The organism is Cohnella lupini (assembly GCF_003386205.1).
Taxonomy (GTDB): domain Bacteria; phylum Bacillota; class Bacilli; order Paenibacillales; family Paenibacillaceae; genus Cohnella; species Cohnella lupini.
Genome location: NZ_QRDY01000003.1, coordinates 245,153 through 261,055, shown reverse-complemented (window position 1 = coordinate 261,055; position 15,903 = coordinate 245,153). Strand labels below are relative to the sequence as shown.

Below are 15,903 nucleotides of genomic sequence, written 5' to 3'. Positions count from 1 at the left end.
GCCTTCGATTATCCATCAACCGCTTTTTCCGAGTTAAGCACCTTGAAAATAATCGCCGAAATGCTGCCAAGCACTAGGAATAACAGCAAGGATGCAGCAATCGAATTGCCGACCATAACATCGTTGCGGAAATGGTTGAAGATGTAGAGGTTCGGCGTGGTCGTCACGCTGAGCGGACCTCCGTTCGTCATGACAAGCGACAACTCGAATTGCGATATATTCGCCGTAAAGCCGGTAACCATCAAGAACAAGAATATGTTGCGCATAAGCGGAATGGTAATGTACCGCATTTTCGCGAATGCTCCGGCTCCTTCAAGATCCGCCGCTTCATAATAGTTTTCCGGAATGTCGAGCAACCCGGCTAGCATGATCAAGGCCGTAAGTCCGAAACCCAACCATATGGCCGGAGCAACGATACTCGGCAGTGCCGTCGAGACGTCTGCCAGCCATCCCTTAGGTTCATAGCCGAATAGCCCGATGACATAGTTTGCCAAACCTCCGACGTAATCGAAAATAAACACGAAAATGACGGACGCGACAATCCCCGAGATAATGGTCGGGATGTACACGGAAGTTTTAACGAAACTGGCCATCCTGGAACCGAGGCCCTTGACGATATTAGCAAACAGAAAAGCCAGAATTAGCGTAGACGGTACTACCATCAAGGCAAATTTAAGCCCGACCATAACCGCTTCGCCGAAAAGCCGATCGGTAATCACCATATAAAAATTTCGAAATCCAACGAACGTGGATTCCTGATAGAAGCTCCAATCGTAGAAGCTGACTCTAATAGCATAGAAAAAGGGAATAACGACAAAAATGGTCAATAGAATCAAAATCGGCGATAACAGGACGTACGCGCTCAAGTTATCTTGACTCCAATTTTTCTTCATGCTCGCTCACCACCGTCAGCTCGGGATGCGGATAACCATCCGGGGACATGAACGTCCCCGGACCGGTTTCCGGACATTACTTCGGATTCGTTCCTGCTAGATTGGACTTAGTAATAAAATCGTTGATGTCTTTCTCGGCTTTCGCTAGCGCTTTGTCGACGCTCGTGCCCTTCATAGCCGATTCAATCGCGGTAGAGAATGCAAAGCTGATGTCCCATGGATAGATGGGTTCCGCTTTTGAATAAGGGATAATTTTCTCGGCGACCATGTTACGGAATGCATCCTTGGATGCATCAGGGTCCGCTTTCATCGCTTCGTCCACGGATTTACGCGGCGAGAACTTGGAGAACCCGCTGGTTTTGAAGAAGTCGATCATGATTTTCGGATCTCCCGCGAGCAAATAGGAGATAAAGTCGGCGGCTTGTTGCGCATGCTTGGATTTGCCGTCGATGGCAAGCGTCCAGCCGCCAAGCGTAGCCGTCGGTTTCGTTTGGTCGCCGTCGATCGTCGCCATTGGAGCAACGCCGATATTAGCCAGCTTATCTTTGAAATCGTTGCGGAACAGTCCCATCGCCCATGAACCGGAAACGATCATGGCGACTTTACCTTGACCGAACGGCGTTGCATCCGCATAGCCTGAAAGCTGTTGTTTAGGCATAATACCTGATTGGTAAGCCGTTGCGTAGAAGTTGAGCAAGGCTTTGTATCCATCATTCATAACGTCGGCTTTGGACCAATCGTCCGTAACGGGAAGATGACCGGCGGAATTATATTGAAGACCCCAGCTCGACCAACCCAAATCCCCCGCGTTCTGTGCGGTAGAGAAACCGAATACGCCTTTTTTCGTGAGCTTCTTGCCGTACTCTAGCACTTCCGCCCATGTGGTTGGCGGTTTTTCCGGATCAAGACCGGCTTCTTTGAATAAATCCTTCCGATAATAAAGAACGGTGGAAGGTTCAACCAGCTTCGGATAAGCATAGTACTTATCGCCAACCGTAACGAAATCCTTCACGTTGTCGTACAGATCGTCGAATAGAGTGGGGTCCATCAGGTCGTTTAGTGGAAGGATCGCTCCCAATTTGGCATTATTCGCGATTTTGCCATAGTCCAACGTCCTGATATCCGGAGCTTTTCCCGCAGCCTGCGCGGCTTTCATCTTCTGATCCCAAGCATCGCCGGGAACGATCGTCAGCTTAATCTCGATATTCTCTTGCGATTTGTTGAATTCCCCAACCCATTTCTTAAACCATGCATCCGTCGTGGGTTCGAACTTGTTCGCCCAGAACTCGAGCGTTACTTTCTCCGCGGGAGCCGAGCTTGGCGTTTCGGAAGCCGACTCGCTGCTTTCGCCGCTTGAGCTTGGACTTGAGCTTGGACTTGAGCTTGAAGACGGACTGGTATTCGTATTCTTGTTACCCGAACCGCCGCATCCCGTGACCGCCAATGCTAGAATAACTAAAATCGATAATAAAGCCGTCCAAGACATCTTCTTCTTTGCTTGCATGTTTTGAATCCTCCCTTTTGATTGTTCTATTTAAACGCTAAGCGCTTAAATCGATTGGATAAGGTGCACTTTGTTTCTGTATCCGCTTTCATTTTTGCAGTGAAGCCTTAAACCAGAAGACGTTATAGGGATCCCACAATGACAGGGAGAAATATATCGTTTTGCCGTCGTCCCCTATGAAACGATCATTCATGTAAGGAGCATACAAACCCGGATAATCCGAAGCTTTTACTAAATCTAGCGCTTCACCCCATGGCCCCCAAGGAGTAAGCCCTTCACGGATAACAACCCCTCGGCCTTCCTTCAAATAGGTCATCAGCCATCTTTCCAGATAGGGATTCCACACGACGGACAGTTCCCCCGCTGTATCATCCACTACCGATCGTGCTTTCTTCATGTCTGTACCCCATAGAGGATCGCCTTTATCGTCCAGACCCATAAAATACCGATACTCACCCAAATTCTCCACGTTCGATTCGCTTACTTTCATTAATTGCACTCCGCCGAAACGGCCGGAAGGAATGCACCAGAAGTAAATTTCCGCTTCCGACTTACCGTCATCGTTTTCAACCTTGTAAGGGCTTACTTGAATGAAGTTACTGTCGCCCGGCCATTTCAAGCTCTCCATCTGCGTCCAGTTCTGTCCATTGTCCGTTGATTTGGAAACGCCCGCATAATTGACATCCCATTTGCCGGGATCACCCCAGTGGTTTACCGACATGAAGTATAAATACAATGATCCGTTTGCGTACAACCCGTGAGTCGGAATCTTCGTCATTTCATCGTAATCAACCTTAACGGAAGGAAGCAGCTCCTTGGCGAGCCCGATCTCATCCGTTATCATTCCGTCGAAAGTTATGCCGTCAGCAGGATCTTTGTCGGTCGTGTACGCTATCGTATTGGAGCGCCAGAGGCTGCCCCCGCCCCCAGTCATATCCGGCGGACGTTCTCCGAACGAATCGCCGAATACGAAGTAAGTTCTATCCTCTGCATTGATCATGGAGCCTAGATCCGTACCGTAAAGGGCATATTTATCCGTTTTGTTCGGGGAATCCGCCCCCGTCAATTGCGACACTTGCCCAAGATCCGTTACTTCCATAAGAACAAACTTCTTCCCCGAAGCGTCAAGCATTGGATTTAATTTGGATCCGCCCGAGCACGCTGTCAGGGTCAAGATAAGAACAATCAGGATTATCCCTATTCGCATCTTCTACGCGTTCCCCCTCTCCTTCTACATGCGTTAGCGCTAATCATGGGTTGGAATGGCTAAAAATCTTCTCCAAGCTAGCATGATTAAAAGGTTTGATATCCGGTAGCGGCATTCTCTGTTCGACTTTCGGCAACGTACCGAACGAACGATGCGGCTCTTGTTGATACCAATAGGCCGTAGAAGAGACATCGTCGCTTCGGTGATTGTTATGTCCGTGCTCGATAGTCACTTTAATGCTCTTATCAAACATGATCGGATCGAGAATATGATATCTATAGGTCGAGATTTTTCCGCTCCAGTTCGGACCGCCCCCCATAATAATACCGTGGTATGGCGTGCATACTTCTTGCTGCGGGCACCATGCGGTGTTGAAATAGTCCTCCATTCCGGTTCCATGCATGGTTGGGGGCCATGACTCTCCGTCGATGAAGATCATGTCGTCTCCTTCGCCATACCAATTCCATTCGCGAGTCTCTCGCAAGTTATGGACGTTGAAGTTACATCCGACATAATGTCCTTTGCCTACCGCGTCCAAGATAACGTAATTGCCTTCTCCTGTCGTGTTCTTACCGCCGAATTCAAAATACGCGTTGTCTACCCCTTCCTCGGAAATCCCGTCCGTCGGAGTTTCCCGTTTCCATTGGGCGTGAAATCTTAGTTCATTTGCCGGAAGTTGTTCGTATTCTTCGTAATTGATATAGAAATAGAATTTGATCGGCAAATCCGCTTCGCTTTCGATTTCGATTCTGGCATCGATTGCATATGGCATTCGGAAAAACGAATTAAATGCCTTGCCGTCTTCCGGACTCATCATAAGCGCGGCGGAAGTGAAATTGCGCGTTAAACCGTGGCCCATTCCGAAAAAGTCTCCGATCGGCGCTTCTACGCTTGGCTCCGTCTCATTGTCCCAATACATGCGTAAGACGATTTTACGGGGTAAGAATGCTTCCTCCGCTGGTGCATCCGGTGCCATTGTCATCCAGATGTGAGTGATGGCACCCGAACCTTTGATGTGGCAGATCTCCTTGATTTCACCCGGTTTGATCGAATAGAAATCCTTGTTGCCCCCGGAACGGTCGTAGCTGGATACTCTTTTGCTTTTGCCGGTTCTTGCTTGACTCAAGGTCGAAAGACTTTGTTGTGCGTCCATTTATGTTTGCTCCTTCGTTATGTGAATAGTAGGGCTTCGTAAAGATCCGTGGAACTCCACTAGGTTCGAACATGAGACTGCAATCGATTGCATATTACTGATAAGATATTCCGAAGTATCTCATCTCATATCACTTGTTTGATTTCATTTCGAAAAATCTCAAATGCAGGTTCGCCGTTCTTTTCCTCTTTACGAATCCGCCGCAGGAGAATATCCCCGGCTACTTTACCCATCTCATAAGGGTGCTGATCGATATAATAAAGACCTGGGTTACTGAGCAGCGAACCCGCTTCCACTTCTCCGAACGATGCAATCGCGATATCGTCGGGAATCCGCAGCCCGCTTCTCACAATCTCGAGCAAAACGCCTAAGCTCATCCGGTTGTTCAGCGAGACGATAGCCGTAGGCCTCGGTTCGGCTTCTAAAAACATACGAACCGCTTTGATGCCGTCATCCGTCGAGAAGTCTCCGTTATACACAATCGGATTCGGCTCGAGACCGTGCTGCTGCATCGCCTGCAGAACGCCTTCGTAACGTTCGCTACCCGTACTGACTCTGGAGGGGCCGTTGACAACGCCAATTCTAACGTGTCCTTCGTCCAGAAGTTTGCTCGTAAGACGGTTAGCACCGTCAGCATTATCTTCCGCGACCAGGTCCAGCATCCGCCCGGTTTCAATCGTTTCCAGCTTTCGATCTACCAGAACGATCGGCAAGCCGGAATCCGTCAGCCACTTGATCGTGTGGTCGTTGCCGCCCGAGGTCGCCAAGACGATGGCATCGACCCGTTTCTCTTGAAGAAGCAGAAGCAGGCGGTTTTCCTTAACGGAATTGTCATCCGAGCTGCAGAACAAGAGTTGAAACCCTTCTTGTCCGACGACATCCTCGATACCGCGGGATATACCCATAAAGTAAGAGTTAGATATATCCGGAACGATAATTCCGATCATGAAAGTTTTGTCCTGTTTCAAGCTTCTGGCGATAGCGCTCGGCTGGTAATTCAACCGGTTGACCACATCCAAGACCCTTTTCTTGACTAAATCGCTGACGAAACCACTGTTATTTAGGACTCGGGAGACGGTTGCAGTTGACACCCCCGCTTCTGCTGCGACTTGTTTGATGGTTGCATTTGACAAACCCTTGTCACCTCTAATTCCAATCATGAAACCGCTTACGTAATCGATTACACAATTATCTTAATCGATGGATTAGAGTTTCGTCAACAATAAAATAGAGCCCCTTATTCACCATTCCGAGTACGCCCATTTTTGCCTCGTCCACCGATTCCTCTCCGTAAAGCCTGAAAATCCCGATCATAAATGATTCGTTCTACCGATGAATTTGTTCGTTAACTTCCATATAATAGGAGATAAGATAGTCTAATCTTGCATCGCGGAAAAATATAATCGAGGAGTGGATACCAAGTGTCGAAGCTACCTTTGAATCAATTGCCGCAGATTAACGGAGATCTCGTCGCGATACAGCAACGGCAAGCGTTGCAACGGTACATGGAGAGGACCGGCGAACGGAAAACGATCGCTCTCGAGCTCGAATCTAAGAGTCCTCTGGAAGTCGACACGTCGGTTCGGGCCTCTTTTCGCAAGTCGATTATTAATCCCCTGGACGGAATGGCTATCGAGCGTATTATCGGGAACAACGATCTATTTCCGATCTCCTACTTGGAGGCAGGCTTGAAAGCGAGCAAAGCGGTTTGTCGCATCGAAGTCAGGGATCGCTTAGGGAGGGTCCTCGGCCATGGTACCGGATTTCTGGTTTCCCCCGATCTGTTGCTGACCAACAACCATGTTTTGGAGAACGAGGATGCTGCGATATACAGTCTCGGACAATTTAATTTCGAGCTTGATCTTGATTTAAGGGAGCGCCGGACCGTGAACTTCCGATTCGAGCCCGCCCGATTTTTCATGACGGACGCTAGGCTGGATTTCACCTTGGTCGCGTTGGAAAGTCTGTCCTCGGATAATATCCCCTTAAGCGAATTCGGATTTCTACCGATTCTTAGTCCATCCGGAAAGGCGTTAATAGGCGAATACGTATCCATCATCCAGCATCCGGGAGGAGCGCCTAAAGCCGTAACGATCAGGGAAAACAAAATTACCGACGTCGTGGACGAATTCATTCAATACTCGGCCGATACGATGGAAGGCTCGTCGGGATCGCCCGTATTTAATGACGAATGGCTCGTCGTCGCTCTTCATCATGCGGGCATACCGGATCCGAAAGACAGCGGGAAATACATATCCAACGAGGGAATACGTATCAGCAGCATCGTAGAATATGTCCGGAATCGGCAGTCCGGCTTCTCGGACGATTATAAAATGCTAATCGACGCCATGGTCAAGCAGTGGCGCAACGGGTTAGCGTCCGAACCGTTTGAAACGGAATCTCTATCGGCGGAAGAACTTAGCATCGATAGCTATGCCGGCTTAACCGGATACGATCCGGCATTTCTCGGGGAAGAACATACGGTTCCCCATCCTACGTATCCATCCAGCGTGGAGGAGGACCTGGCTCCGATAAGCGGCGGCGGCACGATTTTACACTATACCCACTTCTCCATCGCCATGAGCAAATCCCGCAAGCTTGCCTACTACACCGTCGTGAATATCGACGGGAATCAATTAGTCGACGTGTCGCGCGCCAATGACAAATGGTATTTCGATCCTAGGATCGAGCGCCGCTATCAATGCGGTCCGGAGTTATACGGCGGTAATTCGTTGGATCGGGGACACCTGGTGCGAAGACGCGATCCCGTATGGGGAGAACAAGCCGAGGTGGCGAATCGAGATACTTTCCATTTCACGAACTGCTCCCCCCAGCATGCCTTCTTAAATCAAAAAACGTGGCTAGAGCTTGAAAACTATATATTGGACCATGCCGAAAACGAAAAGCTCAAGGTTACCGTGTTTACCGGGCCAGTGTTTCGTCCGGATGACATCATCTACCGCGGCGTTCAAATCCCATCCGAGTTCTGGAAAGTGGTCGCAATGGTGAAGGTAGACGGCACAATGTCCGCTACCGCATACCTTCGTACGCAGAAGAACCTGATCGAGAACCTGGAGTTTGCTTATGGTGCCTACAAAACGTACCAGGTCCCTATTACTCTTATCGAACAATTGACCAGTCTGAGCTTCGGTGAATTACGAACCCACGACCCGATCGGACCGTCGATTCAAGTCGTCGAGACCATCCGAGAAATGATCGTTTGAGTAGCTCCTCGATACGATGGAAGCGTATAGAAGTGGAATTCAGTGGAAGCCTATAACGCGTGTAACCCGCACCCGCACCCGCACCGGCACAGGCTGACCGGCGATTCCATTAAAGGAGACTTTAAATGACCGAGTCCGAGTCCAATCTCAAACAAGAAACTCAAGCCATTTCCCATGAAAACCAGTTCCTCGATCCTCCGATTAAGCCGCATGACAGAAGCGATGACCCCGAAGTCGAATCCGATACAACCGATGGAGCCATGCTCGGGAACGTCGAGAAGCTGGCGGACGGTTACCGAATAAGAGACAGCGATTAGGATCCGTTAAGATTCCGAGCGCTCGACGATCCGCTCGTACAGGAAATCGACGATGTGCTTCACTTCCATTTCCGAGCCTACTCCGTGCTTCTCGACGCCGAGTTTCATCTGCAGCAAGCAGCCGGGATTACTCGTAAGCAGGTACCTTGCTTCGGTCTTATTGGCATGCTCCATCTTGTGCTCGAGAATCTGACCCGCCATCTCCGGATGCGTTACGTTGTATATGCCCGCCGATCCGCAGCAGCGATCGGCTTCTTTCATTTCCAAGAAGTTCACGTTGGCGACTTGCTTCATGAGACGTCTGGGAGCATCGGCGCTCTTCATGACGTTGCGCAGGTGGCATGAATCCTGGTACGTAATCGTGACCGGCTTAGCGGCAACGCTGCTTTCCGAATCCAGGAACAACGGAATGCGACCTCTCTCCACGAGCAGCTTGCTTACGTCGATAACGCGGGACGCAAACCATACGGCAAGCTCCTTGTACTTGGAATCCTCATGCAGCAAGTGGTCGTACTCAATGAGCAACGCGCCGCAACCTCCCGCGTTGGATACGATATATTCGATGCCGCCTTCCTTAAACACCTCGAGATTTGTTCGCGCCAGTTCCCTAGCCGCTTCCATCTCTCCGCTATGCGCGTGAAGCGCTCCGCAGCATACCTGCGAGCTCGGAATGACGACTTCGAAACCGGCTTCCGATAGCAGCTTGACCGTGTTCACGTTCGTATCGGCGAACATCACGTCCATGATACATCCTCTGAACAAGGCAACGCGGGCGATCGCTTCCCCCTTAGCTGGGTATACGGTTCCGAGCCTTTCGACTACCCCTTTGCCGGTTGCGTCCGGCAAAATTTGCTCCATCTCCCGCAGATGCTCGGGAAACAGCTTCATCATCCCGGTTCCTCTAACGACCTTGCGCAAGCCCGACTTCTGATAAGCAGCAAGAGACCTGCCGAGCCACTTCAACCGGCCGCGATGAGGGAACACTCCCTTAAAAAATAGCTTACGTATTCCTGAAACCGCGACGCCGTGGTCGACATGATCTTCGATCGCATCGCGGGCCTGCTCGATCAATTGACCGTATTTGACGTCCGCGGGGCAAGCCGGCTCGCATGCCCGACAGCCGAGACAGTGGTTCATTTGATCTTGGAAAGCCTGATCCGGATCCATTACCCCGTCGGCTACGGCTTTCATCAAGGCGATGCGTCCGCGCGGGGATTCCGGTTCAAGCCCCGTCTCCTTAAAGGTGGGACATGCCGGCAGGCAGAAGCCGCAGCGCATGCAATTGGTCAGTTGATCGTAATCCAGCTTGTTGAGCAACGTTCGGGCAAGGGGATTGCTATGTTCGATGGACGGCTTCCTCTGGATGCCAGGATTCGCTAGTATGTCAGCCACGGTCGATCACCACCCTTTTCCGCGTTTCCTTCGCGAATATTTTACCGGGATTAAGCAAATTATTCGGATCGAAAGCCTGCTTGATCCCGCGCATGACTTCCATCCCCGCCGCTCCGATTTTCCATTCCAGGAACGGAGCCTTGACTAGACCGACCCCATGCTCACCGGTAATGGTTCCGCCTAGCTCGATCGCCGCTTCGAAAATCTCTTCGAACGCTTGCTCGACTCGATGGATTTCTTCATGGTCCCGCGCGTCCGTCGTCGCGGTCGGATGAAGGTTCCCGTCTCCCGCATGGCCGAAAGTCGCGATCGAGACGTCGTATTTCTTGGCGATATCGTTAATGCGAAGCACCATATCGGCTATTCGTGATCGAGGAACGGTAGCGTCCTCGAGAATTGTCGTCGGTTTAAGACGCGCCAAAGCAGTGAACGCGCTGCGCCTGGCGGTCAGTAACTTTTCCGCATGCTCCCGATTTTCGGCGACGTCGATTCGATCCGCCTTCTCGAATTCGCAGATTTCCCTGATCCGCTCGATGTCCCGTTCGACGGTTTCCGGATCTCCGTCCTGCTCGATCAGCAAGATCGCTTCCATATCCAGCGGCAGTCCCAGCTTGGCGAAATCGTCGACGACCCGGATCGTCGGATTGTCCATGAACTCGAGCGTGGCGGGAATGATCTTCATCTCGATAATCCGGGAAACCGTTCTGGCTGCGCCATACAGATCCTTGAACATGGCCAGCATCGTCTTCTTGCTCGACGGAGGAGGAACGAGCTTCAATATCGCTTCGGTAATGATCGCTAGCGTTCCCTCCGAACCCACCAATAGCTTCGTCAGGTCGTAGCCCGCGACGTCCTTCATCAGCTTACCGCCCGTTCGGATAATCTCTCCGTTGGCAAGCACCGCTTCCAGCCCGATGACGTAATCTTTAGTCGTGCCGTATTTCAGTCCGCGAAGGCCACCCGAGCATTCCGCGATATTTCCGCCGATCGTAGAGATCTTCATGCTGCTCGGATCCGGCGGATAAAATAAACCGAGAGATTCCACGTGGGCAGTGAATTCGGCGGTAATAATGCCCGTCTGAACCGTGGCCGTCAAGTTCTCCATGTCGACTTCCAGTATCCGGTTCATCCGATGCATGACCATGACAATTCCGCCCTCGACCGGCACCGTGCCCCCGCACAGATTGGAGCCCGAGCCCCGCGATACGACCGGTACGCGATACTCGGCCAGAGCCTTCATGATTTCCGACACCTGCGCCGTGTTAGCCGGGTAGACGACTCCGTCCGGCAAGCTCTGCAGCATCGGAGTACCGTCATAAGAATGGGCAACCAAAGCTTCTTGATCGTCCCGGTAAAACTTCTCTCCGACAATCTGCCTCAATCGTTGCGTTAACTTCGTATCTAGCATCTATAAACCCCCATAATTGATCAGGTCATCTGATGACTTTTGCTTCATTATATTTCAAGAATGTAGTATTGTATAGACATCGAATAAGATATTTGATCGATCCTCCGGAGGTTTATGATGCAACAGACGAAAATTGAAACGCCCAAGGGACACGAGCTTGTCGGGGAACGCATCGTTCGCCGGATACGGGATGGCGAGTGGCAAACCGGGCAACGGCTTCCTTCCGTCGTCCAGCTGGCGGAGGCATACGGCGTAGGACGTTCGACGATTCGCGAAGCCGTAAGCGCGTTAAAAGCGATGGGTTGGCTGGATGTCCGCCAAGGCGGCGGTACGTTCGTCAAGTCGGTTCTTCCTAATAACGCCAAGAGCGCATCCGAATCATTATTCCAAGGAGCCGACTCGCTCGTCGAGCTTCTCGAGGTCCGCAAGTCCTTGGAGATCGGTGCCGCTTCGCTGGCTGCCGAAAGACGCAGCTCGGCCGATCTCGCGCGATTTCGGGAGCTGTTAGCGCTGATGGAGCTAAGCCTGGATCGCGACGACACGTCGGAAGGCGAGCGCGCGGATACCGAGTTCCACATGGCGATCGCCGCCGCCTCGGGCAACTCCCTCTTCGTACAACTGATGGAGTCGATAGCCGACCGCTTCGCCGGATCCATCCGTCAGACCCGCGAGTTGTGGTTTTATCAAGAGAAAGCGACCGCTTCCCGACTTCTTAACGAACATCGTACGATCTACGAAGCCATCGAAAAACAGGACAAGCTTAAAGCCTCTGAGCTTATCTCGGACCATCTTAGCAAAGTCGAAAGGCTGCTTCGCGAAGCGTTGTCCAACAAATCGGTTTAAGTCGAATGCGGAAATCGTTTATTTACCGCTACGATATCGCTCAATCCAACTGCTCAAACGTCGCTTCGCCGGTATAGATGCTTGCAAGTTGTTCGCCACCAAGTGCCGTTCGAAATCATCCAGATATTTTCTGCTTTACCTTAGACATACGAATGTCGCGTTCAGCCTGATTGTAGTCAAAAGGCACGCGGGCAACGTAAAGAAAGCGAAGAATCGACACTTTGTAGCGTTCGAATCGCTGTCCAAGTTTAGCCGCTTTACTTTTTTTAGCACCGCCAGGCACGCTTATTTTTTGTCTGGGAGTTACTTTGAGGCAAATAGCATCGCCAGGCATGCTTATTTTTGCTCTGGGAGCGACTTTGAGGCAAATAGCATCGCCAGGAACGCTTATTCTTGCTCTGGGAGCGACTTTAAGGCAAATAGCATCGCCAGGCACGGTTATTACCACTCACGGAGCAACTTTGTGGCGATACAAACTCCCGCATCGTTCGCGGAACGACACTTTGTCAAGGAAGCTGAAAAGCTGCTTCGCGAAACGGAACAACCGATAACGGATATAGCGCTCGATCTAGGATTTAAGACAAGCAAGCATTTCGCAACGTCTTCATGAAAAATACAGGCTCCCCCCCCCCCCTGGAAACGACAAAAAACCGACTCCCATCGCGCGAAGTCGGATCTTCAATAATTTCATGGCTAGATAGTTGACTCGGCTAAACTCTTGAGCGCGGACAAAACCGCGTTTTCTTCGTCTTCGCTCGATTCTTGAATGCCGGTTTCCGGCCTATTATCGTTCTGTTCGATAGACAATAAGGTATGATTCCCTTGCTCGGTCAGTACATAGCTCATGATGAAATAATTGTCGGGCTTGTCCTCCAAACCGGGACGAGGCGCGAAGAGACTGTACCTGATCAATTGCTCGGGCACGACTTCAAGTACTTTGCCCCATTGCTCGTAGACGTTATCGTCCCATTCGCTGCGGAACCGAATGTCGCTTCCCTCCTGCCAATCCGTAAGAAGATCGCTGCCGTATTGCCATCTCTTAACAAGCTCCGGTTTCGTCAATGCTTCCCAGACCTTATGCGCGGACGCATAGATCTTGATTCTGGAAACGCTCGCGGCCATCTGAAACCTCCTCGCTGAATGAAAACGTTCGATGAGATTATATCAAACGCGTTTTCATCAAACAAGCATTCGTCATAATCGTCCAGGTAAGGTAAAGAAGAACATAGGATTATTCTTTCACCATCGTATTCGTCAACGAGCCTAACTTCTCGATTTGAACGGTAACGACATCTCCATCCTTTAAATAAACACGTTGATCTTTCGGTTTACCCAATACGACGCCTTCCGGCGTTCCCGTCAGAATAATATCGCCGGGCACGAGCGTCATATGCTGGGATACGTAGCTAACGATTTCATCGCATGCGAAAATCATATCGGAGGTGTTCGAATTCTGGCGAACTTCCCCGTTGACGTAACATTTGATTTCCAATCGGTTAGGATCGCCGACTTCGTCCGCGGTAACCAGATAAGGGCCGAGAGGCGAGAATTTATCGCAGGATTTGCCCGTCAGCCATTGGCTCGTGCGTAATTGCAGATCGCGGGCGGATAGATCGTTCACGTTGCAATAGCCGAACACGTGGGAGAGCGCATCCTCTTTGGATACGTATTTGGCTTTCTTGCCGATGACGATGACCAATTCCGCCTCGTAATCGACTTTTTGCGTAACTCTAGGCAGTGGGATAGACTCCCCGTGTCCCGCTAACGTGTTATTGAATTTGTTGAACAGGATCGGAAATTCCGGAATATCCGCTTTCGTCTCCTCCGCATGCTTGCGGTAATTCAACCCGATACAGATGATTTTGTTAGGATGCGTAACGCAGGATCCCAACGTCAGACCGGATTCTTCGCGAAAAAAAGCACGATACTTATCGGATGAAGCCAATGCTTCATCTACGAATACTCTTAGAGCGGCGAGAGAGGAATCTCCGCCCTCTAGTACTTCCTGAACGGTCGTCGGAATCCCTTCATTCGACGAATCGGACAATGCGGCCTTAATATCCAGTACTCCTTGTCCGGTTAGAACTCCTAAGCGAGATTGTTCGTTATCGATGATATTCAATAATTTCATGTCTGTAAGCCCTCCTAGGCATTTTTACCGAACACGGCTCCGCCATCGATGTACAACGGGGAACCCATCATGAATTTAGATTCGTCGGATGCGAGGAACAGCGCCGCTTGCGCCACGTCCTCCGGCGTCCCGAGCTCGCCGCTTAGCTGACGCTTCTTGATCGCCTCGATCGCCGCCTCGGGATCTTCGTACGAGGTTTTCAAATAGTTTTCCACGAAAGGCGTCATGATCGTTCCTGGCAGCAAAGCGTTTACCCGGATTCCATAAGTCGCGTAATCGACCTGCATCGATTTCGTTAGCGCCAGAATAGCGCCTTTGGACGCCGAATACGAAGCGCGCCGCGCCAATCCGATCTCCGCCACGCAAGAGGACATATTGATAATGGAGCCTGACGACCGTTCCATCATGATCGGCAGAACGTATTTGCTAGGCAAATAGACTCCGCGGATGTTCACGTTCATGACGCGGTCCCAAGCATCCGGCTCGACCTCGTGTATTGCCCCTACGCCGCTTATGCCCGCGTTGTTAAACAGAACGTCTACGCGGCCGTATGTTTCCATTATACGACTAACCATCGCTTGAACGGAATCCGGATTCGTGACATCCGCTTGGATGAAGATAGCCGCTCCTCCCGCTTGGACGATTTCCCCGACCGTTTCCGCTCCTTTAACCGGATCCAAGTCGTTCACGACGACGGTAGCTCCCTCCCTCGCGAAAAGCAGTGCCGAGCTTCTACCTATCCCGGAGCCCGATCCGGTAATTAAAGCGATCTTTCCTTGTAACCGCATAAATTCCCCTCCCGCTACATTATCATTTTATGGTTTATTATAATAAACCAAGTTTTCAATAATAAAATGATAACATCCCCGTATTGGATAAACAACAAAAAAAATAGCGTCCAACCGGTTGGACGCCCTGCGTATTTGTTATCCCAAGGACAGACGAGCGCCCAGCTTCCGCATTTCGGAGACGACGAATTCCCGCTTCGTCTCCCAATGGTGCTTGGGCATCGAACAGCTTATCGCGGATACGACTTTGCCTTGTTTGCTTACCGGAACCGCCACGCAGCAGAAGCCGAGCACCGCTTCTTCTTCGTCTAATCCGTAACCTAATTCGCGAGCTTGGACTAGAGCACCCAATAGTTCCTCGCGGGTTCGTATCGTATGCGGCGTTAACTGAACGAATGGCTCCTCGGTTAATAACAGCTCGATTTGATCATCGGCAAGATCCGCGAGAAGTACTTTGCCTAACGCGGTCGAATGGGCGAGAAGCCGCATTCCCGGTTCCGATGCCAATCGCACCGGACTCGGAAATTCTTCCTTGGCCAAGTAGAGAATATCCTTCCCTGTAAGCTCGGCCAATTGGATGGTCTCTTCTACCTTGGCTTTCGTTATGGCCGCTTCGTGGTGAAACGAAGCAATGAGGTCATTATTCTTGAAATAACCGCCCGCGAGCGAACCTAGAGACGGACCGAGCCTGAACGTATCGGCTTTATCCCGCCGAATCCAATCCAATTTCTCTAACGTGTTCAAGAGAGAGAACATGGAGCTTTTATGAATTTGCAGTTGCTTCGATAAGTCTATGAGCCTGAGCTCGCCAGGGCGATCCGCGATCGTTCGGAGAATGAGATCGGCTTTCTCTACTGCGGGTACCCAATATTTGTTGTCCATTTAAGTACTCCAAGCTGGTTTATCATAATAAACCCGGTTCATCTTTTCGACCATTATATCAGCCCTATCATTATTGTACAATCGAAGAACGCAAAGAGCCTGCCGCTCGGCAAGCTCTTCCTATCGCTTCTATTTCCAAGGCTTGAATACGATATCCGTCA

General features: G+C 50.7%; 15 protein-coding genes. 3 read left to right on the top strand and 12 right to left on the bottom strand.

The window, feature by feature from the left end; genetic code table 11:
• Positions 1-8: 8 nt before the first annotated feature.
• The 5 genes from DFP95_RS08115 to DFP95_RS08095 form a co-directional block, all read right to left on the bottom strand.
• A complete protein-coding gene (locus DFP95_RS08115) occupies positions 9-893 on the bottom strand; it encodes a carbohydrate ABC transporter permease (RefSeq protein ID WP_115992093.1) in 885 nt (294 codons plus the stop codon).
• A 76-nt stretch (positions 894-969) separates the two neighbouring features.
• Positions 970-2,397 (bottom strand): ABC transporter substrate-binding protein, encoded by a 1,428-nt coding sequence (locus DFP95_RS08110; RefSeq protein ID WP_115992092.1) that lies wholly within the window; start codon positions 2,395-2,397, stop codon positions 970-972.
• An 88-nt stretch (positions 2,398-2,485) separates the two neighbouring features.
• Positions 2,486-3,496: a glycoside hydrolase family 183 protein gene (locus DFP95_RS08105; protein ID WP_245987469.1), complete on the bottom strand. Its 1,011-nt coding sequence runs from the start codon at positions 3,494-3,496 to the stop codon at positions 2,486-2,488.
• Between the two features lie 151 nt (positions 3,497-3,647).
• Positions 3,648-4,757 carry a glycoside hydrolase family 172 protein gene (locus DFP95_RS08100; RefSeq protein ID WP_115992090.1) on the bottom strand — a complete coding sequence of 370 codons (1,110 nt, stop codon included), beginning with the start codon at positions 4,755-4,757 and terminating at the stop codon, positions 3,648-3,650.
• Positions 4,758-4,882: 125 nt separating this feature from the next.
• Positions 4,883-5,890: a LacI family DNA-binding transcriptional regulator gene (locus tag DFP95_RS08095; RefSeq protein WP_115992089.1), complete on the bottom strand. Its 1,008-nt coding sequence runs from the start codon at positions 5,888-5,890 to the stop codon at positions 4,883-4,885.
• Between the two features lie 288 nt (positions 5,891-6,178).
• On the opposite strand from DFP95_RS08095, the gene DFP95_RS08090 reads away from it, so the two are divergent.
• Both DFP95_RS08090 and DFP95_RS08085 read left to right on the top strand, forming a co-directional pair.
• Positions 6,179-7,981, top strand: a complete 1,803-nt coding sequence (locus DFP95_RS08090; protein ID WP_342768200.1) for a DNA/RNA non-specific endonuclease — start codon at positions 6,179-6,181, stop codon at positions 7,979-7,981.
• A gap of 125 nt (positions 7,982-8,106) precedes the next feature.
• Complete coding sequence (locus DFP95_RS08085) at positions 8,107-8,298, top strand: hypothetical protein (RefSeq protein WP_115992088.1); 192 nt, start codon at positions 8,107-8,109, stop codon at positions 8,296-8,298.
• A gap of 6 nt (positions 8,299-8,304) precedes the next feature.
• Here the strand turns inward: DFP95_RS08085 and DFP95_RS08080 are convergent, their stop codons facing one another.
• Together DFP95_RS08080 and DFP95_RS08075 are read right to left on the bottom strand one after the other, a co-directional pair.
• On the bottom strand, positions 8,305-9,576 hold the full coding sequence (locus tag DFP95_RS08080; protein WP_115992288.1) for a (Fe-S)-binding protein: 1,272 nt from the start codon (positions 9,574-9,576) through the stop codon (positions 8,305-8,307).
• A 106-nt stretch (positions 9,577-9,682) separates the two neighbouring features.
• Positions 9,683-11,098 (bottom strand): FAD-binding oxidoreductase, encoded by a 1,416-nt coding sequence (locus DFP95_RS08075; protein WP_115992087.1) that lies wholly within the window; start codon positions 11,096-11,098, stop codon positions 9,683-9,685.
• A 117-nt stretch (positions 11,099-11,215) separates the two neighbouring features.
• Here DFP95_RS08075 and DFP95_RS08070 point away from each other — a divergent pair, with 117 nt between their 5' ends.
• Positions 11,216-11,941 carry a FadR/GntR family transcriptional regulator gene (locus DFP95_RS08070; protein ID WP_115992086.1) on the top strand — a complete coding sequence of 242 codons (726 nt, stop codon included), beginning with the start codon at positions 11,216-11,218 and terminating at the stop codon, positions 11,939-11,941.
• Between the two features lie 115 nt (positions 11,942-12,056).
• Here DFP95_RS08070 and DFP95_RS29260 read toward each other — a convergent pair whose 3' ends face one another.
• The 5 genes from DFP95_RS29260 to DFP95_RS08040 form a co-directional block, all read right to left on the bottom strand.
• Positions 12,057-12,377: an IS66 family transposase gene (locus DFP95_RS29260; protein ID WP_115992085.1), complete on the bottom strand. Its 321-nt coding sequence runs from the start codon at positions 12,375-12,377 to the stop codon at positions 12,057-12,059.
• 257 nt (positions 12,378-12,634) lie between these two features.
• Positions 12,635-13,063: an SRPBCC family protein gene (locus tag DFP95_RS08055; RefSeq protein WP_115992083.1), complete on the bottom strand. Its 429-nt coding sequence runs from the start codon at positions 13,061-13,063 to the stop codon at positions 12,635-12,637.
• Positions 13,064-13,172: 109 nt separating this feature from the next.
• Positions 13,173-14,072, bottom strand: coding sequence for a fumarylacetoacetate hydrolase family protein (locus DFP95_RS08050; protein ID WP_115992082.1), 900 nt, complete (start codon positions 14,070-14,072; stop codon positions 13,173-13,175).
• A gap of 14 nt (positions 14,073-14,086) precedes the next feature.
• On the bottom strand, positions 14,087-14,860 hold the full coding sequence (locus DFP95_RS08045; RefSeq protein ID WP_115992081.1) for an SDR family NAD(P)-dependent oxidoreductase: 774 nt from the start codon (positions 14,858-14,860) through the stop codon (positions 14,087-14,089).
• 138 nt (positions 14,861-14,998) lie between these two features.
• Positions 14,999-15,742, bottom strand: a complete 744-nt coding sequence (locus DFP95_RS08040) for an IclR family transcriptional regulator (RefSeq protein ID WP_115992080.1) — start codon at positions 15,740-15,742, stop codon at positions 14,999-15,001.
• Positions 15,743-15,903 lie beyond the last annotated feature (161 nt).